This window comes from Limimaricola sp. G21655-S1, from assembly GCF_027213785.1.
GTDB lineage: Bacteria > Pseudomonadota > Alphaproteobacteria > Rhodobacterales > Rhodobacteraceae > Limimaricola.
The window spans coordinates 21016-44414 of sequence record NZ_JAPWGO010000019.1 but is presented as its reverse complement, the minus strand read 5'-3'; the positions used below and the strand labels follow the sequence as shown (position 1 = coordinate 44414).

The window sequence follows — 23399 nt, the reverse complement described above, 5'->3', positions numbered from 1 at the left end:
AACCAGGGTCCGAACAGAGCCAGCTCCCGTGGAATTGCTTAAGGCCTCTGGAATTTGACCCCTTGGCACGAGAAGAGCAGAACCCGCCGCGACCACATCTAGGATCGTACCGGGGACGTGACAAGGGGCGGCATGCGGGCTTTCGCCGCTTGAAGCGTGTTGCCAGATTGTTCATGATGGCGACCATGCCTGATGATTGGGATGACTGGGAAGAGGGGGAGCGCCGCGTCGCCGCGCTGCCCGATGACGCGCTTTCGGCCGAGGCGCTGTCGCGGCCGCGTGCCGTTCCACAACCGGGGCAGATCCTGGCCCGGGGCGTCTGTCGCCACCTGCTGGGTCACGGCTTCGTCACCATTGAGGAGTTCGTGCCGGCCCCGGGGCTTCGGGTCGACGTGATGGCGCTGGGCCCCAAGGGCGAGCTATGGGTGATCGAATGCAAGTCCAGCCGCGCCGATTTCACCTCGGATCGCAAGTGGCAGGGCTATCTCGACTATTGCGACCGCTATTTCTGGGCGGTGGACGACGCGTTTCCGCTCGAGCTGCTGCCCGAGGAGACCGGCGTGATCATCGCCGACGGCTACGACGCGGAGATCGTGACCATGGCGCCGGAGGCAAAGCTCTCGGGCGCCCGGCGCAAGGTGATGCTGCAGAAATTCGCGCGCCATGCGGCGCTGCGCTGGCACAAGGCGCGCGATCCGGCGATCAGCCTTTCTTCTTGAGGGACCGCGCGGCGCGCGCCGCGGCCATGATCTCCTCGGCGATGTCCTCGGCCTCCTCGGGGTCGAAATCCATCGGGATCTCGGTCGCGCCCGCCTCGATGAACAGCCGCACCATGCCCTGATCGGTGGGGCCGATCTGCAGATTCGCCTCGATGTCGCGTTCGGTGTCGATGCCCATGTCGGTTCCTTTCCAAGCTGGGACGTGCCTAGCGCCGGCGCGCGCGGCGGGCAAGGCGGCGGTCGTCGCGGAAGCCGCGGCAGGGGGTTGCAATCCCCCGCCCGCGGCGCTAATTCCGCGCCAGTGCCGCCTTAGCTCAGTTGGTTAGAGCGCTGGATTGTGGATCCAGAGGTCCCCTGTTCAAGCCAGGGAGGCGGTACCATCTCCCCAAAGCGATGATCCCGAAAAATTGATCCGCGCCGTGGCTTTTGTGGTGCCGCGGCGATCGCCATTTTTTCCTTGGGGCCGGATTTCGGCACCCGTGGCCTCAGGGCCGTTTCCCGACAGGACGGGCGGCTCGGAGAGGCCGCGAACATGCGGGCCGGGCAGGGCCCTCGCGGGCAAGGCTTCCGGCCCCGGGAGGGAGACTGCAGATGAAACATCGACATCACTGGCAGGACTGGGTGTTCGGCGTGATCGGTCTCTGGCTGATCGTTTCGCCCTGGATCCTCGGCATGACCGGCGCCGCGACATGGAGCATGATGGCGCTTGGTGCTCTGGTCGTGATCCTGGGGGCGATCGGCCTGTTGCAGACCGAGGCGCAGGACTGGACCGATTACGCGGTGGCGGTGGTCGCGCTGCTGATCATCGCGGCGCCTTGGATGGTGGGCTTCACCGCCGTGGCGGTCGCCTCATGGAACGCGGTGGTATGCGGCATAGTGCTCGCCGTGGCGGCGCTGTGGTCGCATCTGATTCCGCATGAAGGTGGACATGCCTGACTGACGCGCGGCGTTCCCGGGCGGCATGCCGCCGACCGCCGCGCGCCTTGCGCGAAACCGGGCCGAACATGCATCGCCAGGTGGAACCGCTCCCCGGCGCAACGGGTTTTCGGCGCAGGTTTCCAGCAAGGAAAATGAAACATGTTCAAGCCCTTGATCGTCGCGAGCACGCTCGCGGCGGCGCCGGTTGGCATGGCCTCGGCGCAAATCTCCCTAATCTCCGTCAACCTGTCGAACGTGAACATCGAGATCGCGAAGAATCTGAATCTCGACCTCGACAAGGTCCCGATCAACGTGCTGCTGCCGATCAGCGTCGCGGCGAATGTCTGCGGCATCGACGTGGCGGCGCTGGGCGGCGCGACGCTGGGCGGCGACAAGCCCGAATGCGATGCCAACAACGTCACCATGGCGACGCAGCTCGTCTCGAACCTGATCGGCAGTGGCAGTGGCAGCGGCAGCGCTGCGCAGGCGCCGGAGAACTCCGCCGGCACCGTGCCCGGGCCCGCCGACACGACCGAGAGTGGTGCCACCGCTGAAACTCCGACCGACGAGACCACCGAACCCACCGCTGCCGATACCGGGCAGGAGGCGATTGAGGCGCCGGTCGATGCGACGGCAGGCGAAACCACGCCGTCCTCAACGAGCGATGGCGATGCCGCCGCGACATCCCAAGCCGAACCCGGGACGAACCCCGAACCCGGGACGAACCCCGAATCCATGACGGAAACCAGCGATCCCGCGTCGGACCCCGCAGCCGATGCCTCGGCCGATTCCGGCACCGAAGCGTCGCAGGCCGACGCAGCCGCCCAGTGATGACCCCGGAGATGAACATGACCTTCAAGACCACCGCCACCGCCATCGCCCTTGCCCTCGGTTGCGCCGCCGCGCCGGCCCTTGCGCAGACGTCCGGCCAGACCCTGCCGGGAATGCCCGATCTTTCGACGCTGCCGACCTCCGGCGGCGGGCAGCAACTGCCCGGCCTCGTTTCGGTCAATCTCGAGAACATCCGCGCCGAGATCGCCAAGGATCTCGACATCGATCTGCAAAACGTGCCGATCACCATCCAGCTGCCCGTGGCCGCGGCGGCGAATGTCTGCGGCGTCGATGTGGGCGCTCTGGGTGGGGGGCAACTCGGTTCCGACACGCCGGAATGCAGCGCCACCAACACCACCATCGCCACCCAATACGTGACCAACAGCCAGACCGCGGCGGGCGATACCGCCTCGGCGCCGACCGAGCAGCCGCTGGGCAACGCGACCGACGCGGATCGCTCCGATACCACGACCGAGGACCTGATCGCGCCGCAACCCACCGGATCGGATGCAGGGGGCGAGACACCGGACGCCGAGGCACCGGTGACCGAGGGGGCGCCAAGCGATCAGATCGAGGCAAGCCCGGCGCCCGAAAGCGCCGCGACGGGCACCGATGCCTCGGCCGAGACTGCAGGCTCGACCGAGGCCGACGCTTCGGGCGAAACCACTGCCGGCAGCGAGGCCGATGCACAGGCCGACACGACGACCGCGAACTGATTTCGCGGCAACGTCTGAAAGCCGCCCCCTCGGGGGCGGCTTCTCACTGCGGCTCGATCTCCACGCTCTGCCGCAACGCGCCGTCGCGGCCGAAGATCAGCACTTGGTCATCCGTCGTAACCACGGCGATCCAGTCACGTCCTTGGGTGAAGGCCATCGCCTCGGCGCCCTCGGGCAGGGCGATCCGCTCGGGCAGCGGCAGCGGTTCGGCATCGAGGCGGATGACAATCGCCGCGATCAGCACTAGGAAGCCTGCGATCATCACGCCTGCTAGCGCGATCACCAGCCATTTGAGCCATCGCAGCTCTGGCGGGATCCGGGCCGGGCCGTCTGTCTCGGGAGCCTGCATGGCCGATACCTCCAACGATCCGTCCACCGTCCGCTTCATCATCGCCGACGATCCGCCGGCGCGTCTTGATAAGGCGCTGGCCCGCGATGTGCCAGAGCAGGCGGCGCTGTCGCGCTCGCGCATCGCCAAGCTTCTGGCCGAGGGTGCGGTGCGGGTCGACGGCGTGGTCGCAACGGATGCGAAAGCCGCCATCGCCGAGGGGGCCGAGGTCGAGATCTCGGTGCCCGAGGCCGCCGAGAGCCATATCGGCGCGCAGGAGATCCCGCTCCACGTCGTCTGGGAGGATCACGACCTGATCGTGATCGACAAACCAGCCGGCATGGTGGTGCACCCGGCGCCGGGCTCGCCCGACGGCACGCTGGTCAACGCGCTGATCCATCATTGCGGCGAGGATCTCTCGGGCGTCGGTGGCGCCAAGCGGCCCGGCATCGTGCACCGGATCGACAAGGACACGTCGGGGCTCCTCGTCGTGGCCAAGACCGATCGCGCGCATCAGGGGCTGGCGATCCAGTTCGAGAAGCACAGCGCCGAGCGGCACTACCTCGCCCTGTGCCACGGCGTGCCCGATCCCAACGATCCGCGGTTGCGCGGCGTGAAGGGCGCGAGCTTCGAGACCGGTTCGGTGCTGAAGATCCAGACCATGCTTGGCCGTCACCGCACCGACCGGCAGCGGCAGGCGGTGAGCTTCGAGCAGGGCCGCCACGCGGTGACGCGGGTGAAGGTGATCGAGGCCTTCGCCGGCGCGGCGTTGGTCGAATGCCGTCTCGAGACCGGGCGCACACACCAGATCCGGGTGCACATGTCGCATGCCGGGCACGCGCTGATCGGCGACCCGGTCTATGGCGGTCGGCGCAAGCTGTCGGAAAAGGCGCATGGCACGGCCGCCGTGGCTCTGGCGGGGCGTTTCGGGCGGCAGGCGCTGCACGCGGCGAGCCTCGGCTTTGCCCATCCCGTGACCGGCGAAAAGCTGCGCTTCGAGAGCCCGCTGCCGGCCGATATGGCGGAACTCCTCTCCGCGCTGAGGGGTTGAAAGGCCGTAACAGAATTCACATATGATCGAGCCTTTCGCACGCCCCCTCGCCGGGTTGGGGGCGAAGGGTTCATCATTGCACAAGGCTGATGCGATGGCGGCGCTTGCCGGGCAGGGGCAAGGGACGTATCGCTCGGGTGACACAAGGACCGAAAGGAGGGGCCCATGGCAGAGACCTATACCAATCTCCCCGCCCCGTCGCCGGAACAGGGGCTGAATCGCTACCTGCAGGAAATCCGCAAGTTTCCGATGCTGGAGCCGGAAGAGGAATACATGCTGGCGAAGCGCTGGGTGGACCACGAGGACGCCTCGGCCGCGCATCGGCTCGTCACCTCGCACCTGCGCCTCGCGGCGAAGATCGCCATGGGCTACCGCGGCTACGGCCTGCCTCAGGCCGAGGTCATCTCCGAGGCCAATGTCGGCCTGATGCAGGCGGTGAAGAAGTTCGACCCCGAGAAGGGCTTCCGCCTCGCCACCTACGCGATGTGGTGGATCCGCGCCTCGATTCAGGAATACGTGCTGCGGTCGTGGTCCATGGTCAAGCTCGGCACCACCTCGGGCCAGAAGAAGCTGTTCTTCAACCTGCGCAAGGCCAAGGCGCGGCTCGGCGCGCTGGAAGAAGGCGATCTGCGGCCCGAAAACGTCAAGAAGATCGCCACCGATCTCGGCGTGACCGAGGAAGAGGTCGTGTCGATGAACCGGCGCATGTCGGGCGGCGACGCCTCGCTCAATGCCATGGTCGGCACCGAGGGCGACAGCGCCACGCAATGGCAGGACTGGCTCGAGGATGACAGCGCCGATCAGGCCACCGATTACGAGGAGCGCGACGAGCTCGACGCCCGGCGCGAGCTGATGGCCGAGGCGATGGGCGTCCTGAACGAGCGCGAGCGCGACATCCTCGTGCAGCGGCGGCTTCAGGATGAGGCGGTGACGCTCGAGGAGCTGTCGGGGCAGTACGAGGTGAGCCGCGAGCGGATCCGTCAGATCGAAGTGCGCGCCTTCGAGAAGCTGCAGAAGCGGATGCAGGAGCTGGCCCGCGAGCGGGGCATGCTCGAGAACGCCTGACGCGTTGCACTCCGCGCCACGTGAATTACCCTTCCCCGGGAGACCGGGGAGGGGTTTTTCCTTTCCGGCAGGCAGGGAAAAACCGTGATGAGTGAACCGATCCGCTGGGGCGTGCTGGGCGCCTCGAAATTCGCGCTGGGCGCCATGGCCCGCGCCATCCATTCCGCCGAGGGTTCCGAGTTCGCGGCGCTGGCCACCTCCTCGGAGGAAAAGGCCGCGCCGTTCCGCGCCTTCCAGCCCCGGCTGCGCGTCCATCTCGATTACCAAGCGCTGCTCGACGATCCGGAGATCGATGCGATCTACATCCCGTTGCCCAACGCCATGCATGTCGAGTGGACACTCAAGGCGCTCGAGGCGGGCAAGCACGTGCTATGCGAAAAGCCGCTGGCGATGAAGGCAGAGGAGTTCGACGCGGTGATCGCCAAGCGCGACGCGACCGGGCTGATGGCGGCCGAGGCCTACATGATCGTGCACCACCCGCAATGGATCCGCGCGCGCGAACTGGTCCGGGGCGGCGCGATCGGCCGGCTGCGCCATGTCGAGGCGGCGTTCAGCTTCAACAACGCGTCCCAGACCGACAACATCCGCAACAAGCCCGAGACCGGCGGCGGCGGGCTGCCCGATATCGGCGTCTATGCGTTCGGCTCGGTGCGCTTCGTCACCGGCGAGGAGCCGCAGGAGGTTCGCCACGCCAATATCCGCTACGAGAACGGCGTCGATGTCTATGCGCAGGTCGCGGCGCGCTTCGCGAGCTTCGACTATTCCGGCATGGTGTCGATGCGGCTGCATCCGCGCCAGGAGGTCACCTTCCATGGCGAGGAGGGCGTGCTGAAGATGTTGTGCCCGTTCAACGCCAACACCTTCGGCCAGGCCGAGATGACGCTCGAGACCGAGGGCATGCGGGTGATGCACGAGCGCTGGCCCGGCATCGATCACTACAAGCTGCAGGTCGAGGCCTTCACCGCCGCGATCGATGGCGCGGATTACGCCTGCCCGCTGGAATTCAGCCGGGGCACGCAGGCGATGATCGACATGGTCTATGCCAAGGGCGGGAACGGCTGAGCCGGATCGCGGTTGTTCCGGCGAAGATCACCGGAGGCAACCGCGATGGCTGACCAGATGAAGATCCTCGTGCTCGGTGCGCATGGCGTGACCGGGCAGGAGGTGGTGAAACAGGCGGTGGCGAAGGGCCACCATGTCCGCGCCGCCGAGATGAAATGGCCCGAGGACGCGCCCCCCGCCGGGCACAATGTCGAGCGGGTGACCGCCAACGTGATCGAGGACGACCTCGGTACGATCGTCGAGGGCGTCGACGCGGTGATATCCGCGCTGGGCGTCCCGGGCGATCCCAAGACGCTGCTGGACCCGCCGCCGCTCTACACCCAAGGCACCCGCAACCTGATCGACGCGATGGCGTCGCGCGGCGTGAAGCGGCTGGTGACGATCTCGGCGAGCTTCGTGGTCACGCATGACCGCGGGCCGCTGCTGTTCCGCACCACGGCGATCCCGGCGCTGACCCGGGTGCTGCACCAGATGGGCGAGATGGAGGATATGCTGCGCGCCAGCGATCTCGACTGGACCGCGGTGCGGCCCGGCTGGCTGCTGCCCGAGCCGTTGACGGCCGATTACGTCGTCGCGCCCGACGTGATCCCCGAGGATCTGATCCGCACCCGCCATGCCGATCTGGCGCATTTCATGCTGCATTGCGTGGAAAACGGCGAATGGATCCGGCAGACCCCGGCGATCGCGCGGCCCGAGGCCGAGGAGTTGAACTCGTCCTTCGAGGTGGTGAAGGAGATGCTGGCCTAGGAAAGCTCGAGCCGCATGACATGCTGCGGCCCGGCCGATCCATTGTGGTAGAGCACGCCGTCATCGATCCAGCCGCCGCGCAGATAGACGCGCCGCGCGACCGGGTTGCGGCAATTCACGGTGAGCCAGATCCGCCGCAGCCCCGGGTGGCCCCGCCGCAGGTAGGGCGGCAGCGCCGCGAAGGCGGCGCGGCCGATGCCGCGCCCCTGCGCCCGCGCGTCGATCATCACGCCGCGCAGCCCCCAGGCGCCGGCCTCCGCCAAATGCCGCCCGTCCTCGTAGTCGCTGTCGGTCTTGAACAGGCCGACCGGTACGCCGCCCGAAAGTATCACGTGAAACGCGACGCTTTCGCGCGGATCGGCAAGGATCGCGGCGGCACTGCCCGAGAATTGCTCCTGCGCCGGATGCGGCGCGAGGCCGCGCAGCACCGGCAAATGCGCGGGATCGAGCGGCGCCAGCGTCACCGGCGCCGCCCCCGTCAGATCGAGGCTCACGCCTCCATCTTCTCCAACTCGTCGATCATGCCCTCGATCATCGACAGGCCCTTGTCCCAGAAGGCCGGATCCGAGGCGTCGAGGCCGAAGGGCGCCAGAAGCTCCTTGTGGTGCTTCGAGCCGCCCGCCTTGAGCATCTCGAAATACTTCTCCTGGAAATCCTCGCCACCCTCCTCGTAGACCGCGTAGAGCGCGTTCACGAGGCCATCGCCGAAGGCGTAGGCGTAGACGTAGAAGGGCGAATGCACGAAGTGCGGAATATAGGCCCAAAAGCTCTCATAGCCCGGCGCGAAGTCGAAGATCGGCCCGAGGCTCTCGGCCTGCACGCTCATCCACAGCGCATCGATGTCGTCGGGGGTCAGCTCGCCCTGCGCGCGGGCCGCGTGCAGCTTGCATTCGAAATCGTAGAAGGCGATCTGGCGCACGACCGTGTTGATCATGTCCTCGACCTTGCCGGCGAGCAGCACCTTGCGCTCGTTGGTGTCCTTCGCCTTGGCGAGCAGCTTGCGGAAGGTGAGCATCTCGCCGAACACGCTCGCCGTTTCGGCCAGGGTCAGCGGGGTGGAGGACAGAAGCTCGCCCTGACCGGCAGCGAGGCGCTGATGCACGCCATGCCCCAGCTCATGCGCCAGCGTCATCACGTCGCGCGGTTTGCCGAGGTAGTTCAGCATCACGTAGGGATGGACGGTCGAGACGGTGGGATGCGCGAAGGCGCCGGGCGCCTTGCCCGGCTTCACCGCCGCGTCGGTCCAGCCTTCGTCGAAGAACGGTTTCGCCAGTTCGGCCATGCGCGGATCGAAATCGCCGTAAGCCTCCTCGACCATTGCGCGCGCCTCGTCCCAGCCGACGATCCGGTCGGTTTCCATCGGCAGGGGCGCGTTGCGGTCCCAGACCTGCATGCGGTCGAGGCCGAGCCACTTCGCCTTGAGCGCGTAGTAGCGATGCGACAGGCGCGGATAGGCGGCGACGACGGCATCGCGCAGCGCCTCGACCACCTCGGGCTCGACATGGTTGGCGAGGTGGCGCCCGGTCTGCGGCGTCGGCATGCCGCGCCAGCGATCCTCGATCTCCTTTTCCTTGGCGAGCGTGTTGTGGATCCGCGAGAAGAGCCGGATCTGGGTCTTGAACACCCGCGCCAGTTCCAGCGTCGCGGCCTCGCGCTTGGCACGGTCCTGCTCGGTCAGCAGGTTCAGCGTGCCCTCGATGCCGAGCTCCTCGCCATCGACGGTGAAGGTCAAGCCGGCGATGGTCTCGTCGAACACCTTGTTCCATGCGGCGGCACCGACGCTGGACTGGTCGTGGAGGAATTTCTCCAGCTCGTCGGAGAGCTGGTAGGGCTTCATCGCGCGCATCCGCTCGAAGACCGGGCGGTAGCGGTTCAGCTCCTGGCTCTGGCCGAGCAGTGTCTCGAGGTGATCCTCGTCGAGACGGTTGAACTCCAGCCCGTAGAAGACCAGCGGCGTGGTATAGGCGGTGATCCGGTCCTGGCAGTCCGACATGAACTTGGCCCGTTCGCTGTCGGTGGTCTGCTGGTAGTAGCGCAGCCCGGCATAGGACATGATCCGGCCCGCCACGATGTCGATGCGCTCGTAGCGCTGCACCGCCTCGAGCAGGCCATGCGCGTCGAGCGTGGCGAGCTTGCCCTCGTAATCGCCGGCGAACTCGGCGCAGGCTTTTTCGAGCCAGTCGATGTCGTTCTTGATCTCGGCCGAATCCGGAGCCGGGTAGAGGTCGGTCAGGTCCCATTCCGGCAGGTTGCCCAAGGGGCGGCCCCCGGTCTCGGTCGCGGCGTCGAAGCGGGGGGTCTGGGTCATGCTCTGGCCTTCTCGTCTTTTGTCATGGAGGCGAAAGATAGGATCGCGGCGGAGGCGGCTCAACCCGTCTCAGCCGTCCATCGCCGCGTCCGACAGCGCGCGGGCCTTGTCGAAGGTGGTGCGCGCCTCTTCGAGATCGCGGTCGTTCACGGTGAGGATGCGCTGGTCCGCGTTCACGGTGAAGCACAGCTCGGCCAGCACCGGGTAGTGGTCGGAGCCGATGCCCGGCAGCACCTCGAAGCGGGACATGGCCAGCCCCTGCTGCCACAGGATCTGGTCCAGCGGCCATTTCATCCACCAGGAATTGGCGTCGAAGCTGACCATCGGTCCGCGCCCGGCGCGCGGATCGATCAGCCGCCCCAGCCGCAAGCTGCGGCGCGAGGTGCGCTCCCAGGGGGTGGCATTGAAATCGCCGGCGAGCAGGGCCGGGTGTATGTCGTCCCGCGCCCCCATCGCCGCCTCCAGCATCGTCGCGTCGCGCAACGTCGAGGGCTGACCCATCTGCGGCGGGCGCGGATGCACGCCGAAGACCCGCAGCTTGCCCGCGGGATGCGCCAGCACGCCGTCGAACAGCGGCGTATCGGCGCCATAGGGAAAGCGCATTTCGGCGCTGTCGAAGGGATGGCGGGAGAAGACGTGCATGCCGTAATAGGTCGCCTCCCTGGGGATGTCCTGGACGTGATGCGCATAATTGGCGTCGAGCGGGGTCAGCGCCTCGTCCCACCAACCGTCGGTCTCGAGCACGAAGAACAGATCGGGATTCTGTTCGCGGGCCAGGGCGATGACCTCTTCGGATTGGTGGTTCTTGCGCTGCACATTGGCGACGAGGACGCTCAACCGCTCTTCCGGCGCGCAGCTGGCGAGGCCGGGGTCCATCTTCGCGGCGAGTGGCTGATAGGGCCAGAGCCGCCAGCCGTGATAGGCGAGCGCGGCGATGGCCAGCACCGTGAGCCAGCGCGCGGCGCCATGACCGATGCCACCAAGCGCCACCATCGCGATCCAGAAAATCACCAGCAGCACGGCGATCTGCAGGCGTGGGAAATCGAGATAGCGCACCCACCACGCATCCGTTTCGGCCAGCGGCAGCAGCGAAGCCGCGCAAAGAAGGGCGAGCAAGACGCCCGCGGCGATGGCGAGGGCTCTCCTCATGCGGCGCTCTCCCCGCCATAGGCCGCGAGCATCTGCCTGAGATCCTCGAGCGTGTTGATCTCGTCGAGAGGCTTGTCGTGGCGCCAGCGCAGCATGCGGGGAAAGCGTAAAGACACGCCGGACTTGTGGCGCGGGCTGGGCTGGATGCCCTCGAAGCCGATCTCGAAGACGTGCTCGGGTTTCACGTGACGCACCGGGCCATAGCGCTCCAGCGTGTTCTTGCGCACCCATGCGGTGATCTTGCGAAACTCGGCATCGGTCAGGCCGCTATAGGCCTTGGTGAAGGGGACCAGCCCATTGCCATCCCTCACCGCGAAGGTGAAGTCGGTGAACATGTTGGCGCGCCGCCCCGAGCCTGCCTGCGCATAGACCATCACCGCGTCGATGGTCAGCGGATCGACCTTCCATTTCCACCAGTCGCCCTTCTTGCGCCCCGAAAGATAGGGGCTGTCGGCGCGCTTGAGCATCAGCCCCTCGGCCATCAGTTCGCGCGACTTGGCACGTTCCTCGGCCAGCTGGTCAAGGCTTTTCACCGGCACCAGCGGCGACAGCCGGAACGGCGCCTCGGGCGGCAGGTCGCGCCCCAGCGCGTCGAGCCGGGCGCGGCGCTCGGCGAAGGGCAGGGCGCGGATGTCCTCGCCGTCCTGCTCCAGGAGATCGTAACCCATGAGGATCACCGGCGCCTCGGCCAGGAGCTTCTTCGGCACGGTCTTGCGGCCGATCCGCTTCTGCAACGCGTTGAAGGAGAGCGGCACCTCGTCGCCCCAGCCCAGCACCTCGCCGTCGATCACCGTGCCCATCGGCAGGAAATCCTTCATGCGTGCGAGTTCGGGAAAGCGGTCCGTCATCAGCTCCTCGCCGCGCGACCAGAGATGGTGATCGCCGCCGCGCAGGATCAACTGGCCGCGGATGCCGTCCCATTTGCGCTCGGCCATCCATTGGGCAGGGTCGCCCAGCGCTTCCGGATCGTCGAGCTGGTAGGCGAGGTAGAAGGGGTAGGGGCGCGACAGGCTCGCCGTCGGGTCCGGCGCATGGACGAGGCTGTGCCAGGTGATGTCGTCGGGCGTCCATGACCCCATCAGCCGGTGCGTCAACTCGGCCTCGTCGATCTCGGTGGCCTGCGCCAGCGCGCGCGTCATCAGTTTCTGGCTGACCCCGACGCGGAAGCTGCCCGTCAGCAGCTTGGTGAACAGGAGCCGCTCGGTCGGGCCGAGCCGGTCCCACGCCGCGAGGATGCCGGCCTTGCGCGCGGCATCGTCCTGCTTCGACAGGCGGCGGATCTCATCGATCCAGTGGCTGAGCGGGCGATCCTCCTCGGCCTCGGCGGGCGGCAGGACCAGCGATATGGTTTCGGCCAGATCGCCGACGATCGGATAGGCTTCCTCGAACAGCCACAGGGGAATGCCCGCCCGTTCCGCGGCCCATTCGCGCAGCACGGTCGCGGTGATGGTCCGGCGCGGCCGGCGCCCCGAGAAAAGTGCCACGGTCCACAGCTTGTCGGCATCGGGCGCCTCGCGGAAATAGGCAGCCATCGCCGCGACCTTCTTGGTGGTGCGGGTGGTCTGGTCGACGGCGCGGAACAGTTCGGCAAAGCGCTTCACGCGGCCTCTCCCTCGTCGTCGGCATCGACGTTCTCGCCCGCATATTCGGTCGAGACGACATGGGCCTCGAAGCCTTCGCTCTCCAGCCAGCGTCGAAAGATCGAGGTATAGCCATGGGTGACGAAGATCTTCCGCGCCCCGGTTTCGCGGATCGCGGCGTTGAGGCCGGGCCAGTCGGCGTGATCGGACATGATGAAGCCGCGATCGGCGGCGCGCCTGCGGCGCACGCCCCGAAGCGCCATCCAGCCGGAAGCGAAGGCGGTGGAGGCGGGATTGCCCGCGACGTTGAACCGCCGCGCCCAGGGCCCGCCGAGGCCCGGCGGCGTCGCCACGACCAGCGCGCCCGCATGCGCCTTGAGGTCGAGATCGGGCGTCACGCGGATCGTGTCGGGGAGCGCGATGCCCTGCGCGCGCAGCACCTCGTTGGTGTTCTCGACCGCGCCATGGGTGAGGATCGGGCCGATCGAGGTATCGGCGAGCGTCAGGATCCGCTGCGCCTTGCCCAGCGCATAGGCCCCGATCAGCGAGAACCGTCCCTCCGCGGCATTGGCGGCCCACCAAGCATTGAGGTCACGGGCGAGCTCCGCCTGCGGGGTCCATTTGAACACCGGCAGGCCGAAGGTCGATTCGGTGATGAAGGCATCGCAACGCACCGGCTCGAACGGCGTCGAAAGCCCGTCATCGATGGTCTTGTAATCGCCCGAGGCGACCCAGACCTCGCCCTTTCGCTCGACCCGGATCTGCGCGGAGCCGGGCACGTGCCCGGCGGGGTGGAAGGATACCGTGACGTCGCCGATGCGCCGCGTTTCGCCATAGCGGATCGTGTCGAGGGAGATCTCGCCGAGCCGGTGGCGCATCACCGGCGCGGCGATGTCGGTCGCGAGGTAGCGGGCCATGCCCTCATGCGCGTGGTCGGCATGCCCGTGGGTGACGAGCGCGCGGTCCACGGGGCGCCACGGGTCGATGTAGAAATCGCCCGCTTCGCAGTAGATACCCCGGTCGGTGAAGGTCAGAAGATCGGCCATGCCCCCGAGGGTAGCGCCGGGGCCGGGGCCGGGTAGTGCGTATTGATGGAAAGATGAACGAGGACGGCGCGCTTCCCTTGTCCATCTCTCTCCAAATTCGCCGGGGGAGGACCGAAGACCCGGGGGCGAAGCCCCTCGCGGCTCAGGCCACCTCGCTCAGCGTGGCCTTGGGCGCGATGCCCAGCGCATGGCAGACGTCGCGGGTGAGGTCCGGCTTGTTGAGCGTATAGAAATGCAGGTGCTCGACGCCGCCCGCGATCAGCTTGTCGCACAGCTCCGTGGCGAGCGCGGTGGCCAGCAGGTCGGCCTCGGCCTGATCCTTGGCATGCTCGAAGCCGTCGGCCACGACCTGCGGGATCGAGGTGCCGCACATCGCCGCGAATTTCCGCGCGCCGTTCCAGTTCTCGATCGGCAGGATGCCGGGGATGATCGGCCCCTCGATCCCGGCCTTCGCGCAGGCATCGCGAAACCGGAAGAAGGTGTCCGCTTCGAAGAAGAACTGGGTGATCGCGCTGTGGGCGCCGGCATCGAACTTGCGCTTCAGGTGCTCGACATCGGCCAGCTCATGCGCGGCGTCGGGATGCGGCTCGGGATAGGCGCCGACGCGGATCCGGAAATTGCCGCGCGCGGCCAGCGCCTCGATCAGTTCGACCGAGCCCGAGAAGCCCTCGGCATGGGGGCGGAAACCGCCGGTGCCCTTGGGCGGATCGCCCCTGAGCGCCACGATCTCCTCGACCCCCGCCTTGGCATAGCCGTCGACGATCTCCATCGTCTCGGCGCGGGTGGCGTCGACGCAGGTCAGGTGCGCCGCGACACGCAGATCGGTCTTCTTATGGATCGCGTCCACCGCCTCGTGGGTCAGCTTGCGGGTCGTGCCGCCAGCGCCATAGGTCACGGAGACGAACTCCGGTCCCATCGGCGCCAATGCCTGCACCGTGTCCCAAAGACGGAACGAGCCTTCGATGTTCTTCGGCGGAAAGAATTCGAAACTGACGGCGGGGCGGGTCATGGACGGTCTCCTGTGGGATGGGGAGCTTGTCGCAGATGGGGGGCTGTGAGACAAATTCATAACCCTCACGACGATGATGAGTTTCACTTGCATATCGAGTTCCGGCATCTGCGCACGATCAAGGCGATCCATGACACCGGCGGTCTGGCCCGGGCGGCCGATCTGCTGAACATAACACAATCGGCGCTGTCGCATCAGATCAAGGGAATCGAGGACCAGGCCGGGGTCGAGCTCTTCGTGCGCCGCTCCAAGCCGCTGAAGCTCTCGGCCGCCGGGATGAAGCTCCTAGCCGCCGCCGAGGACATCCTGCCGCGCGTCGCCGATCTGGAGGCCGAGTTCGCCGGTCTGGTCGCGGGCAAGTCGGGGCGGCTACACATCGCGATCGAATGCCATGCCTGCTTCGAATGGCTGCTTCCGGTGCTGGAGCAGTTCCGCAAGGCCTGGCCCGAGGTCGACGTCGACATCCGCCCCGGCCTCGCCTTCGACGCGCTGCCGGCGCTCCGGCGCGAGATGGTCGATCTGGTGATCTCCTCGGACCCCGAGGATCTGCCCGAGACCGATTTCACGCCGCTCTTCGACTACGAGCCGGTCTTCGTCGCCTCGTCCGCCAACCCGCTGGCCGAGAAGCCCTTCGTCGAGGCCGGGGATTTCGCGGACCAGACTCTCATCACCTACCCGGTGGAACGGACCCGGCTCGACGTGTTCACCGAGCTTCTGATCCCTGCGAAAGTGGAGCCGGCAGCGATCCGCCAAGTCGAACTGACGGCGGTGATCCTGCTTCTGGTGGCCTCGAACCGCGGCGTCTCGGTGCTGCCCGACTGGGTGGTGCGACAGCTGCGCAGCAACTCCGACTACGTGACGCGGCCGCTCACCGCGCAGGGCAAGACCCGCAGGCTCTATGCCGCGACCCGTTCCGACGACACCTCGCGCCCCTATATCGCGCATTTCACGCGGCTGGCGCGGCAGGAGGCGGTGAAGCTGCAAAGGGGCTAGGCCCCCTTGGGCCTCTTGCCCGGCGGAGCGCGAGCGGCTATGGCCCCGTGATCCGTACATCTCAGGGCCCCGAAGGGCCTGACAGCCCATAGCCCGAGGAGGCCCCGATGGCCCGTTCCGCCAATCTCAACGTGATGATGAAGACCGCCCGCCGCGCCGGTCGGGCGCTGCTCAAGGACTTTGCCGAGGTCGAGCAGCTGCAGGTCTCGACCAAGGGGCCGGGCGACTTCGTCACCCGCGCCGACCGGCAGGCCGAGCAGACCATCCGCGAGGCGCTGATGGAGGCGCGGCCCTCCTATGGTTTCCTGGGCGAAGAGGGCGGACCCTTGGAGGGCGAGGACCCGACCCGGCGCTGGATCGTCGATCCGCTCGACGGCACCACCAACTACCTGCACGGCATGCCGCACTGGGCGATCTCGATCGCGCTCGAGCACAAGGGCAAGATCGTCGCGGGGGTGATCTACGATCCGGTCAAGGACGAGATGTTCCACGCCGAGAAGGGCGAGGGCGCCTGGCTCAACGAGAGCCGGCTGCGGGTGTCGGCGCGCCACCGTCTGGTCGAATCGATCTTCGCGACCGGCGTGCCCTGCGCCGGCCGCCGCACCCTGCCGGCGATGATCCAGGATCTCGCGCGGATCGCCCCCGAGGTGTCCGGCGTGCGGCAGTACGGCTCGGCCGCGCTCAACATGGCCTATGTGGCGGCGGGCCGCACCGAGGGCTACTGGGAGCGCGAGCTTAAGATCTGGGACATCGCGGCGGGCATGATCATCGTCACCGAGGCCGGCGGCTTCGTCGGTGCAATCCGCGACGGCCACGATCCGCTCGAGCATGGCGACGTGGTCGCCGCCAATGCCGACATCTTCGAGAAGTTCGCCAAGCTGGTCCGCGCCCGCGAGGCCTGAGGTTCTAGCGGTCGGCGGCGTGGTTGACGCCGTCCGACCACGGGATCTCGCCGAGGTCGCGGGGGTTCAGCCCCGCGATCGCGCCCATGTTGACGCTGTATTCGTTCGGGTTGGAGCGGCGCTGGTGATGCGTGTGGTTGCCGCAGATCCGGCAGAACCAGTGCTTCGCGGTCATCGTGTTCCACTGGTAGAGCGTCAGCATCTCCGCACCCCGCAGCAGCTCCAGCTGGTCGAGATCGACCGGCCCTGCGACGTAGCCGCGGCGGCGGCAATAGGAACAGTCGCAGCGATGCGCGCCGGACAGCCCGTGCTTGAGATGCACCCGTAGCTCGACCGCGCCACAGTGGCAGCTCACATGGTGGATAGGATCCTTCAGGCTCATCTGCGTTTCCTCACGACGGGGATGTTGCTGCGGCCCAGCGGCGGCGCGGGATCGTGCGGCGGCAGGCCATGGGTGCGGCTCCAGAAGGCGGGGCCGCCGCGCCGGAGCCAGAGCGGCACCGCGAAGGCGAGACCCGCGGCGAAGCCCCCGGCATGGGCCCAGTAGGCGATGCCGCCGGTCTCCGGGTCGGTGCCGATCCCGCCCAGCAGCTGCATCCCGAACCAGACCGCCAGCACCAGCCAGGCCGGCACCGGTATCAGCCTGATGAACACGATCAGGAAGATCAGTATGTCGATCCGGGCGCGGGGGAACAGCAGCAGGTAGCCGCCCATCACCCCGGCGATCGCGCCCGAGGCACCGATGGTCGGCACGATCGAGAACGGCTCCGAGCCGAGCTGCACGAGGTTGGCCGCGACACCGGAGGCGAGGTAGAATCCGGCGAAGCCGCCATGGCCCAGCTGCTCCTCCATGTTGTCGCCGAAGATGAACAGGAACAGCATGTTGCCCGCGAGGTGGAACAGCCCGCCATGCAGGAACAGCGAGCTGACCAGCGAGACCGGGTTCTCGAACGCGGTGATCCGCGCCGGGATCATCGCCCAGCCGTAATAGAGCCGCGCCAGGTCTTCGCCGGTGTCGAGCGCCACCACCATCCACAGGTAGATCGCCACGTTGAGCGCGATCAGGCTCCAGGTGACATAGGGCGTGCCGGTCGAGGGGTTGTGGTCGCGGATCGGGAACATGCGGGGTCCGGTCTGGAAAACGTGAAGCGCGGTGCCGCGCGTGGGCAGTTGACGCGCGGGGTGGCGCTTGGGCAGCATGTAGCATGATCCGCGCCGTCGCCATGGTCCTGTGCCTTGCCGCCGCCCCCGCCGCGGCGCGTGACTGCCCATCGCCACCCGATCACGCCAGCGTCATGGCGGGGCTGCTCGACCGGCTCGCCCGCGCCCCCGATCCGCTCACCGCGCAGCGGCTGATGGACCGGCTCTGGACGCTCTGGCTCATTGCGCCCGATGCCGAGGCGCAGCTGCTGCTGGACCGGGCGATGGCGCTGCGCGAGGCGGGGCAGGGCGAAGGGGCAATGGCGGCGCTCGACCAGCTGGTGGCCGAATGCCCCGATTATGCCGAGGGCTGGAACCAGCGCGCCTATCTGCATTTCCTGCAGGGCGACCATATGACCGCGCTCGCGGATCTCGACGTGGCGCTGAGGCTTCTGCCCGACCATGTCGGCGCGCTGTCGGGCCGGGCCTTGGCGCTGTTTCATCTGGGCCGCGAAGCCGAGGCGCGTCGCGCCCTTGACGACGCGCTGGCGCGCAACCCCTGGCTGCCGGAGCGTAGCCTGTTCGAGGCGCCGGGCACCGATATCTGAAGCGGGCGACGACGCTTTCGCTGACGCTTTACCACCGCGCCTTGGCATCGTAAGCCTGCGCCCGGGCCCGCGTGGTGAAATGGTAGACACACGAGACTTAAAATCTCTTGCTCTTCGGGGCGTGCCGGTTCGAGTCCGGCCGCGGGCACCAGGACTTTTTCTTAAGGCGCTGATGACTATCAGCTTTCAGTCAGATCAGGCCAAGGCGTAGCACACGCCGGAGTCCCTTTCCGTCCCTCCTTGCTTCCGGAAGGACGGCATCATCTATTTCCAGCGTCGGGTGCTGCTTGGGTTTAGACGCCGATATACGCCATCAAGAATTTCGTATTCTCTGACGGCGAGGTCAGTGCGGGTTGCAGCTGCACGGGCCGTACAGGCAGCGAGCCAATTCGACGGCTACTGGTATGACCTACGATGCCAGGACGAGGATCTTTCGAGTGCGCCCATGCCGCGTCTGAGTGTGGGTGGTCCCGGCCAGCAAGCCTCCGATGGCGGCGGGGCCGACATCGACTGTATGAGCCTCTCCGACGCTGTGGTGGTGTACCTGCGGCTCAGAGGCGGTGGGAAGGGGATCACCCATCAGGCAGCCGAGCGGGCCTGCGGTTACTTGACCGACACTTGCGGCATGCTGCTTACCGACTACACGGCGCTGGATGCTCATGCCTTTCGTGATGCTCTGAGCGCCAGAGGCATGACTGGCAGCAATATCCCCTAAGTCTTCGTCAAGTGGGGTCGGCTGACAAATCCCTTCGGCGAGGTCTACTCCGACCGATCCGCAGATATGTCGGATCGCCAGCCCGTCCCGGTCGAAGCTATCCGTGCCGCACCGGCCGAGTGTTATCGCCTGGACAACGAGGTCCCTTGGCTGATGCCCATGGTCGCGGATACGGGAATGCGCCCGTGGGAAGCAACTTGGCCGCTTTGCCGGACCGCGTGCCGTGGAATGCCCGGCAGATATCGTCGGTCAGATGGGCGGCTGGAAGACCGAGACTGTGGGTCATGGCTATGGAAACGGCTACGCGCTGTCCGTACTTTAGAATTAGACAGAATTAGCAATCACCATCGGCCATGACCCGCTACAATAGTAACATTGTACTAGTTAACATGAGCTAAGCTAGTACCCGCCCAGTCCTTGACCAGTGGTAAGGCAAGGCGAAATTTGCGGAAGGGAGCTTTCCCCTTCCGCATGTGCTGCGGGCTCGATAAGATTGCGCAAAAGCAGGGTTTCACAAAGCTTTAGCTGATGTCTTGGTGGGCGCAGCCAGCCGCAGGCCGGACGTGGGCACCAATCCCGACACAAACGAGGAACGGATCATGACCGGGGTCACGCTGATTTCGACGGGCGGTACCATCGCCTCGCGCCATTCCGAGAAGGCGGGCGCGGTGGTCGCCGGGCTGGGCGGCAGCGCTTTGCTGGCGGCGCTGCACGACCCGATCGACGGGATTGAGGTCCGGGTGGAGGAATTCCGCGAACTCAACAGCTTCGCGCTGACGCTTCAGGATGCGCATGGCCTCGTGGCCGCGATCCGCGCCGCGCTGGCGCGGCCCGATTGCGACGGCGTGGTCGTGACCCATGGCACCGACACGATGGAGGAAAGCGCCTATCTCGCCGACATCCTCGTGGCAGGCGACAAGCCGGTGGTCTTCACCGGGGCGCAGCGCCATGCGGGCGACCCGGACACCGACGGGCCGCGCAACATCGCCGACGCGATCCGCGTGGCGGCCGACCCGGCCACGCGCGGCATCGGCGCGGCGATCGTGTTCGAGGGCGAGATCCATGCCGCGCGCGACGTGACCAAGGCGCATGCCTCGCGCACCGACACCTTCCGCTCGCCCGGCATGGGCAAGATCGGCGAGGTCGATCTGCGCGAGGTTCATCTCTATCGCCATCCCGGTCCGCGCCGGGTGGTGGAGGATGCGGGTCTCGTCGAAGGGGTCGAGCTGTTGAAGCTGGCGCTCGGCACGACACCGGCATTCCTGGAATTCTGCGCCGAGAGCGGCGCGCCCGGCATCGTCATCGAGGGCTTCGGCCGGGGCAACGCGCCGCGCGGCTTCGCGAGCGTGGTGGCGCGGCTGACGGCCGCAGGCGTACCGGTGCTGGTCGCCTCGCGCTGCTACGAGGGGCGGACGCGCGCGGTCTATGGCGGCGACAGCGGCGCCACGACGCTGGTCGAGGCGGGGGCGCTGCTTTGCGGCACGCTGAGCGGTCTCAAGGCGCGGCTGCTGCTTTCGGCGCTGCTCGCGAAACGGGCCTCGCGCGAGGAAATCGCGGCGGCGCTGGCGCGGGCCTAGCCCGGCACGAAGATCACCTGAAAGCAGAAGCCCGCAGGGTCGAAATCGAAGCTGACCTCGGCCCCCAGCTCGGCCTTCAGCACCAGTCCGATCATCTTGGTGCCGAAGCCGCGCCGGGTCGGCGGCACCACCGGCGGGCCGCCATGCTCGCGCCAGAGCAGCCGCAGCCGGCCATCATCCTCAATGTCGAGATCGACCTGCACATGGCCCTCGGCGCGAGACAGCGCGCCGTATTTCAGGGCGTTGGTGACCAGCTCGTGCAGCGCCATCGAGAGCGAGGTGGCCTGCCGCGCGCCGAGCCGCACCGGCGGGCCGTTGATGTGCAGCCGCGCTTCACCGCCTGCCTCGCGACGGGCGAAATCGAGAAGGTCGTGCAGCTCGGCGCCGGTGCCATCGGTGGCGGTGAGCGCGTCATGTGCCTGCGACAGCGCCTGCAGCCGCGACACGAATTGCGCGGCCTCCTCCCGTCCGAGGCTCTGCCGCGCGATGCCCGATACCACGCCGAGCGTGTTCTTCACCCGGTGCTTCATCTCGTCGACCATCACCCGCAAATGCTGCTCGGCGGCGTGGCGGCGGCTGACGTCGCGCAGGATGACCGACCAGTCCTCCTCGTCCGGCAGGCCGCGCTCGCCGATCGGGGTGAGCGTCACCTCGAAGGCGCGACCGCATCCATGAACGGCCTCGAACAGGATCTCGGGCCCGTCGCAGCCCGGCGCGACGCTCGCCGTGAACCAGTCCGGCCGATCCTCGAACGGGATGACCTCGTCCACCTGCCGTCCTAGCGCCGCCTCGGCATCGAGCCCGAAAAGCCGCGTCGCCCCGGCGTTCCAGCGACGCACCCGGCCCGCGGCATCGACCCGCAGGATCGCGTTGGGAGAGCTGCGCACGATCGCGGCGAGCTCGTCCGCCTCGCGCTGGGCATGGCGCAGCTCCTCCTCGTAGACGCGGCGTTCGCGAGCGTCGAAAATGGTGTAGTCGAAGCGCGTGAAGCTGCCGCCCGCGTCGCGCCGCGCGACGCCGCTGAGCATCACCGGCAAGGGCGGGCCGCCCTCCACCTCGAGCGCGCAGGAGATCTCGCGCACGTAGCCCTGCAGCCGCATCATCGGGGCCATGTGGGTCTCGTAATACATTCGCCCCGGCAGGGTGAGCAGTTCGGACAGCCGGCGCCGCGGCCGCTCTGGCCGGGCGTTGAGGGCCAGCCAGTTCGACAGGGTGGCGTTGATGTATTGCAGGCGACCGTCGGGGTCGGTCACGGCGATGCCACAGGGCGCGTCCTCGATCAATTCGGCGGCGACGTCGAGATGCCGGGGCTGAGCGAGGTCGGCCATCAGCCCGATCCGAGATAATCGCGGGTTTCGGCCGAGACGACGTCCGGCACGGTCATGTGGGGGCAGTGCCCGGTGGCGGAAATCACCCGCAGCGTCGCGCCCGGGACCTTCTCGCGCATCCAATCCGCCACCGGCATCGGCACCAGCGCGTCATCGTCGCAATGCAGGATCAGCGACGGCCTGGCCGCGCTTTCGAAATCGGTACGGCGGTCGGCGAAGAAGGTGACATGTCCGAAATGCCGCGCGATGGCCGGGTCGGTGCGGCAGAAGCTCTGGGTCAGCTCCTCGGTCGCCTCGGAGCCGGCGGGCTGACCCGCGATGGTGGGCGCCATCTGGGCCGACCAGCCGAGGTGATTCTCGTCGAGAAACCCCACCAGGCCTTCGAGATCCGCGCGTGAGAAGCCGCCCGCATAGCCCTGTTCGGCATCCTCGAGGAATGACGGGGTGGGCGAGACCATCACGAGCCGCGACACCAGATGCGGGGCGCGGTTGGCTGCCAGCAGGGCGATCGTCGCGCCGATCGAATGCCCGATCAGCACCGCCTTCGCGAGCTGCAGCTCATCGAGGATCTCGAGCAGGTCCTCGGCATGGGCGCCGAGATCGGCGTAGCGGTTGGGCACATAGGCGGCGAGGTCGGATTTGCCCATGCCGGTGAGGTCGTAGAGGATCAGCTTGTGGCGGTCGGTAAAGGCCGGCAGCACCTGACGCCACATCGTCTGGTCGCAGCCGAAACCATGCACGAGGACCAGCGGCGTGCCATCGGGCGCACCCGTCACGGTCACGTTGTTGCGTTCCGTCGCCCTCATCGTTCCCGTCCCATTCCCACAGCCCGAAGCCCGTGTCTCATGCTAGGACAGATATTCGATGCATTCCATGGCAATGGCGGGTCGCGAGAGCGTCCTTTGCCCCGTTCGCCCCGAGGGGGTCAGATCAGGCTCTGGTCGCGTGCCATCATGGCGGCCTGGGTACGGTTTCGGGCACCCAGCTTGCGGCACAGCGTCTTGACGTGCAGCTTGACCGTCACCTCCTGGATGTCGCGGTCGAGCGCGATTTCCTTGTTCGACTTGCCCTGAGTCAGCCCTTCGAGCACCTGCCGCTCGCGGGGGGTGAGGAAGCCGGCGGCGGGCGCTTCCTCGGCGCCGTTCATGAAATCGACCGGGGCGTAGGTTTCGCCCATCACCATGAACTTCACGGCGTTCACCAGCGAGCGCGCCGCCATGGTCTTGGGCAGGAAGCCGGCGGCACCGGCCGCCAGCGCGGCCTCGGCGACCCGGCGGTCGGCGCTGCCCGAGATCAGCGCGACCGGGTTGCCGCCATTGGCGGCGAGCGCGCTGCGCAGCCCTTCGAGTCCCTGCATCCCCGGCATCATGTAGTCGAGCATCACCAGTTCGAACGGCCCCTTGCGCCACATCTCGGCCATCGCCTCGCCATGGCTGGCGGCCTGAACGACCCGCATCCCGCCATCGCGCTCGAGAAACGCCGCCAGCATTTCCCGCACGAGGTCGTGGTCATCGGCGATCAGGATATGCATGAGGTCCTCCGGTTGCAGCTGCGGTCGCGCCTGCTCAATTTATGCAGCAAGAACCTTGCCAAATCCCGGCCATTTC

At 67.3% G+C, this 23399-nt stretch carries 26 protein-coding genes, 2 tRNA genes and 1 pseudogene; 16 read left to right on the top strand and 13 right to left on the bottom strand.

The genetic code is table 11. From position 1 onward, the window contains the following. The first annotated feature begins 185 nt into the window (after positions 1 to 185). The gene (locus O4G76_RS16360) at positions 186 to 719 is read left to right on the top strand and encodes an MmcB family DNA repair protein (RefSeq protein ID WP_269398322.1); all 534 of its coding nucleotides are present in this window, start codon (positions 186 to 188) and stop codon (positions 717 to 719) included. Here O4G76_RS16360 and O4G76_RS16355 read toward each other — a convergent pair. Then, positions 703 to 897, bottom strand: a complete 195-nt coding sequence (locus tag O4G76_RS16355; protein ID WP_085896037.1) for a DUF6324 family protein — start codon at positions 895 to 897, stop codon at positions 703 to 705. The genes O4G76_RS16360 and O4G76_RS16355 overlap by 17 nt on opposite strands. 125 nt (positions 898 to 1022) lie before the next feature. Here O4G76_RS16355 and O4G76_RS16350 point away from each other — a divergent pair. The 4 genes from O4G76_RS16350 (at position 1023) to O4G76_RS16335 (ending at position 3184) form a co-directional block, all read left to right on the top strand. Continuing rightward, positions 1023 to 1099 (top strand) — tRNA-His (locus tag O4G76_RS16350). 211 nt (positions 1100 to 1310) lie between these two features. Further along, positions 1311 to 1655 carry an SPW repeat protein gene (locus O4G76_RS16345; protein WP_269398321.1) on the top strand — a complete coding sequence of 115 codons (345 nt, stop codon included), beginning with the start codon at positions 1311 to 1313 and terminating at the stop codon, positions 1653 to 1655. Positions 1656 to 1796: 141 nt separating this feature from the next. Next, positions 1797 to 2468: a hypothetical protein gene (locus O4G76_RS16340; protein ID WP_269398320.1), complete on the top strand. Its 672-nt coding sequence runs from the start codon at positions 1797 to 1799 to the stop codon at positions 2466 to 2468. Between the two features lie 17 nt (positions 2469 to 2485). Then, the gene (locus O4G76_RS16335) at positions 2486 to 3184 is read left to right on the top strand and encodes a hypothetical protein (protein ID WP_269398319.1); all 699 of its coding nucleotides are present in this window, start codon (positions 2486 to 2488) and stop codon (positions 3182 to 3184) included. Positions 3185 to 3227: 43 nt separating this feature from the next. On the opposite strand, the gene O4G76_RS16330 is transcribed toward O4G76_RS16335, so the two are convergent. Next, positions 3228 to 3533: a DUF6476 family protein gene (locus tag O4G76_RS16330; RefSeq protein WP_269398318.1), complete on the bottom strand. Its 306-nt coding sequence runs from the start codon at positions 3531 to 3533 to the stop codon at positions 3228 to 3230. On the opposite strand from O4G76_RS16330, the gene O4G76_RS16325 reads away from it, so the two are divergent. The 4 genes from O4G76_RS16325 (at position 3532) to O4G76_RS16310 (ending at position 7437) form a co-directional block, all read left to right on the top strand. After that, positions 3532 to 4563, top strand: a complete 1032-nt coding sequence (locus O4G76_RS16325; protein WP_269398317.1) for an RluA family pseudouridine synthase — start codon at positions 3532 to 3534, stop codon at positions 4561 to 4563. The two genes, O4G76_RS16330 and O4G76_RS16325, sit on opposite strands and share 2 nt — an antisense overlap. A gap of 165 nt (positions 4564 to 4728) precedes the next feature. Then, a complete protein-coding gene (gene rpoH / locus O4G76_RS16320; RefSeq protein ID WP_269398316.1) occupies positions 4729 to 5628 on the top strand; it encodes an RNA polymerase sigma factor RpoH in 900 nt (299 codons plus the stop codon). Positions 5629 to 5715: 87 nt separating this feature from the next. Further along, positions 5716 to 6690 (top strand): Gfo/Idh/MocA family protein, encoded by a 975-nt coding sequence (locus O4G76_RS16315; RefSeq protein WP_269398315.1) that lies wholly within the window; start codon positions 5716 to 5718, stop codon positions 6688 to 6690. 45 nt (positions 6691 to 6735) lie between these two features. Beyond that, on the top strand, positions 6736 to 7437 hold the full coding sequence (locus tag O4G76_RS16310) for an NAD(P)-dependent oxidoreductase (protein WP_269398314.1): 702 nt from the start codon (positions 6736 to 6738) through the stop codon (positions 7435 to 7437). On the opposite strand, the gene O4G76_RS16305 is transcribed toward O4G76_RS16310, so the two are convergent. The 6 genes from O4G76_RS16305 to metF form a co-directional block, all read right to left on the bottom strand. Next, complete coding sequence (locus O4G76_RS16305; protein ID WP_269398313.1) at positions 7434 to 7931, bottom strand: GNAT family N-acetyltransferase; 498 nt, start codon at positions 7929 to 7931, stop codon at positions 7434 to 7436. The genes O4G76_RS16310 and O4G76_RS16305 overlap by 4 nt on opposite strands. Further along, positions 7928 to 9745, bottom strand: coding sequence for a M3 family oligoendopeptidase (locus O4G76_RS16300; RefSeq protein WP_269398312.1), 1818 nt, complete (start codon positions 9743 to 9745; stop codon positions 7928 to 7930). The genes O4G76_RS16305 and O4G76_RS16300 overlap by 4 nt, the downstream gene beginning before the upstream one ends. A gap of 69 nt (positions 9746 to 9814) precedes the next feature. Further along, complete coding sequence (locus tag O4G76_RS16295) at positions 9815 to 10894, bottom strand: endonuclease/exonuclease/phosphatase family protein (RefSeq protein WP_269398311.1); 1080 nt, start codon at positions 10892 to 10894, stop codon at positions 9815 to 9817. Next, a complete protein-coding gene (locus tag O4G76_RS16290) occupies positions 10891 to 12495 on the bottom strand; it encodes an ATP-dependent DNA ligase (protein ID WP_269398310.1) in 1605 nt (534 codons plus the stop codon). Before O4G76_RS16290 ends, O4G76_RS16295 begins: the two co-directional genes overlap by 4 nt. Continuing rightward, complete coding sequence (locus O4G76_RS16285; protein ID WP_269398309.1) at positions 12492 to 13520, bottom strand: ligase-associated DNA damage response exonuclease; 1029 nt, start codon at positions 13518 to 13520, stop codon at positions 12492 to 12494. Before O4G76_RS16285 ends, O4G76_RS16290 begins: the two co-directional genes overlap by 4 nt. 142 nt (positions 13521 to 13662) lie before the next feature. After that, on the bottom strand, positions 13663 to 14529 hold the full coding sequence (metF, locus tag O4G76_RS16280; RefSeq protein WP_085896024.1) for a methylenetetrahydrofolate reductase [NAD(P)H]: 867 nt from the start codon (positions 14527 to 14529) through the stop codon (positions 13663 to 13665). Positions 14530 to 14616: 87 nt separating this feature from the next. Here metF and O4G76_RS16275 point away from each other — a divergent pair, with 87 nt between their 5' ends. Together O4G76_RS16275 and O4G76_RS16270 are read left to right on the top strand one after the other, a co-directional pair. Further along, on the top strand, positions 14617 to 15522 hold the full coding sequence (locus O4G76_RS16275) for a LysR family transcriptional regulator (RefSeq protein WP_085896023.1): 906 nt from the start codon (positions 14617 to 14619) through the stop codon (positions 15520 to 15522). A gap of 107 nt (positions 15523 to 15629) precedes the next feature. After that, the gene (locus tag O4G76_RS16270; protein ID WP_269398308.1) at positions 15630 to 16424 is read left to right on the top strand and encodes an inositol monophosphatase family protein; all 795 of its coding nucleotides are present in this window, start codon (positions 15630 to 15632) and stop codon (positions 16422 to 16424) included. Positions 16425 to 16428: 4 nt separating this feature from the next. Here the strand turns inward: O4G76_RS16270 and O4G76_RS16265 are convergent, their stop codons facing one another. Both O4G76_RS16265 and O4G76_RS16260 read right to left on the bottom strand, forming a co-directional pair. After that, on the bottom strand, positions 16429 to 16806 hold the full coding sequence (locus O4G76_RS16265) for a GFA family protein (protein WP_269398307.1): 378 nt from the start codon (positions 16804 to 16806) through the stop codon (positions 16429 to 16431). Next, positions 16803 to 17546, bottom strand: coding sequence for a rhomboid family intramembrane serine protease (locus tag O4G76_RS16260; RefSeq protein WP_269398353.1), 744 nt, complete (start codon positions 17544 to 17546; stop codon positions 16803 to 16805). Before O4G76_RS16260 ends, O4G76_RS16265 begins: the two co-directional genes overlap by 4 nt. 83 nt (positions 17547 to 17629) lie before the next feature. On the opposite strand from O4G76_RS16260, the gene O4G76_RS16255 reads away from it, so the two are divergent. From O4G76_RS16255 to O4G76_RS16240, 5 genes and pseudogenes are all read left to right on the top strand, one after another. Further along, positions 17630 to 18172 (top strand): tetratricopeptide repeat protein, encoded by a 543-nt coding sequence (locus O4G76_RS16255; RefSeq protein ID WP_269398306.1) that lies wholly within the window; start codon positions 17630 to 17632, stop codon positions 18170 to 18172. A 65-nt stretch (positions 18173 to 18237) separates the two neighbouring features. Then, positions 18238 to 18323: transfer RNA gene (locus O4G76_RS16250), tRNA-Leu, on the top strand. 129 nt (positions 18324 to 18452) lie between these two features. Beyond that, positions 18453 to 18527, top strand: a pseudogene (locus tag O4G76_RS22075) (hypothetical protein); the annotation flags it as partial. Between the two features lie 159 nt (positions 18528 to 18686). Then, positions 18687 to 18887, top strand: a complete 201-nt coding sequence (locus O4G76_RS16245) for a hypothetical protein (protein ID WP_269398305.1) — start codon at positions 18687 to 18689, stop codon at positions 18885 to 18887. A 536-nt stretch (positions 18888 to 19423) separates the two neighbouring features. Next, positions 19424 to 20464, top strand: a complete 1041-nt coding sequence (locus O4G76_RS16240; protein ID WP_269398304.1) for an asparaginase — start codon at positions 19424 to 19426, stop codon at positions 20462 to 20464. Here the strand turns inward: O4G76_RS16240 and O4G76_RS16235 are convergent. The 3 genes from O4G76_RS16235 to O4G76_RS16225 all read right to left on the bottom strand — a co-directional run bounded on the left by O4G76_RS16235 (position 20461) and on the right by O4G76_RS16225 (position 23323). Beyond that, entirely contained in the window at positions 20461 to 21792 is a 1332-nt protein-coding gene (locus O4G76_RS16235) for a sensor histidine kinase (protein ID WP_269398303.1), read from the bottom strand. The genes O4G76_RS16240 and O4G76_RS16235 overlap by 4 nt on opposite strands. Beyond that, positions 21792 to 22598, bottom strand: coding sequence for an alpha/beta fold hydrolase (locus O4G76_RS16230; protein ID WP_269398302.1), 807 nt, complete (start codon positions 22596 to 22598; stop codon positions 21792 to 21794). Before O4G76_RS16230 ends, O4G76_RS16235 begins: the two co-directional genes overlap by 1 nt. 119 nt (positions 22599 to 22717) lie before the next feature. Continuing rightward, positions 22718 to 23323 carry a response regulator transcription factor gene (locus O4G76_RS16225; protein ID WP_269398301.1) on the bottom strand — a complete coding sequence of 202 codons (606 nt, stop codon included), beginning with the start codon at positions 23321 to 23323 and terminating at the stop codon, positions 22718 to 22720. Positions 23324 to 23399: the final 76 nt, after the last annotated feature.

Bases quoted from the DNA above. Each gene is read 5' to 3' on its own strand.
- O4G76_RS16360 (WP_269398322.1), top strand. From the start codon at position 186: ATGCCTGATGATTGGGATGACTGGGAAGAGGGGGAGCGCCGCGTCGCC.
- O4G76_RS16355 (WP_085896037.1), bottom strand. From the start codon at position 897: ATGGGCATCGACACCGAACGCGACATCGAGGCGAATCTGCAGATCGGC.
- O4G76_RS16345 (WP_269398321.1), top strand. From the start codon at position 1,311: ATGAAACATCGACATCACTGGCAGGACTGGGTGTTCGGCGTGATCGGT.
- O4G76_RS16340 (WP_269398320.1), top strand. From the start codon at position 1,797: ATGTTCAAGCCCTTGATCGTCGCGAGCACGCTCGCGGCGGCGCCGGTT.
- O4G76_RS16335 (WP_269398319.1), top strand. From the start codon at position 2,486: ATGACCTTCAAGACCACCGCCACCGCCATCGCCCTTGCCCTCGGTTGC.
- O4G76_RS16325 (WP_269398317.1), top strand. From the start codon at position 3,532: ATGGCCGATACCTCCAACGATCCGTCCACCGTCCGCTTCATCATCGCC.
- O4G76_RS16330 (WP_269398318.1), bottom strand. From the start codon at position 3,533: ATGCAGGCTCCCGAGACAGACGGCCCGGCCCGGATCCCGCCAGAGCTG.
- rpoH (WP_269398316.1), top strand. From the start codon at position 4,729: ATGGCAGAGACCTATACCAATCTCCCCGCCCCGTCGCCGGAACAGGGG.
- O4G76_RS16315 (WP_269398315.1), top strand. From the start codon at position 5,716: ATGAGTGAACCGATCCGCTGGGGCGTGCTGGGCGCCTCGAAATTCGCG.
- O4G76_RS16310 (WP_269398314.1), top strand. From the start codon at position 6,736: ATGGCTGACCAGATGAAGATCCTCGTGCTCGGTGCGCATGGCGTGACC.
- O4G76_RS16300 (WP_269398312.1), bottom strand. From the start codon at position 9,745: ATGACCCAGACCCCCCGCTTCGACGCCGCGACCGAGACCGGGGGCCGC.
- O4G76_RS16295 (WP_269398311.1), bottom strand. From the start codon at position 10,894: ATGAGGAGAGCCCTCGCCATCGCCGCGGGCGTCTTGCTCGCCCTTCTT.
- O4G76_RS16285 (WP_269398309.1), bottom strand. From the start codon at position 13,520: ATGGCCGATCTTCTGACCTTCACCGACCGGGGTATCTACTGCGAAGCG.
- metF (WP_085896024.1), bottom strand. From the start codon at position 14,529: ATGACCCGCCCCGCCGTCAGTTTCGAATTCTTTCCGCCGAAGAACATC.
- O4G76_RS16270 (WP_269398308.1), top strand. From the start codon at position 15,630: ATGGCCCGTTCCGCCAATCTCAACGTGATGATGAAGACCGCCCGCCGC.
- O4G76_RS16265 (WP_269398307.1), bottom strand. From the start codon at position 16,806: ATGAGCCTGAAGGATCCTATCCACCATGTGAGCTGCCACTGTGGCGCG.
- O4G76_RS16260 (WP_269398353.1), bottom strand. From the start codon at position 17,546: ATGTTCCCGATCCGCGACCACAACCCCTCGACCGGCACGCCCTATGTC.
- O4G76_RS16255 (WP_269398306.1), top strand. From the start codon at position 17,630: ATGATCCGCGCCGTCGCCATGGTCCTGTGCCTTGCCGCCGCCCCCGCC.
- O4G76_RS16245 (WP_269398305.1), top strand. From the start codon at position 18,687: ATGAGCCTCTCCGACGCTGTGGTGGTGTACCTGCGGCTCAGAGGCGGT.
- O4G76_RS16235 (WP_269398303.1), bottom strand. From the start codon at position 21,792: ATGGCCGACCTCGCTCAGCCCCGGCATCTCGACGTCGCCGCCGAATTG.
- O4G76_RS16230 (WP_269398302.1), bottom strand. From the start codon at position 22,598: ATGAGGGCGACGGAACGCAACAACGTGACCGTGACGGGTGCGCCCGAT.
- O4G76_RS16225 (WP_269398301.1), bottom strand. From the start codon at position 23,323: ATGCATATCCTGATCGCCGATGACCACGACCTCGTGCGGGAAATGCTG.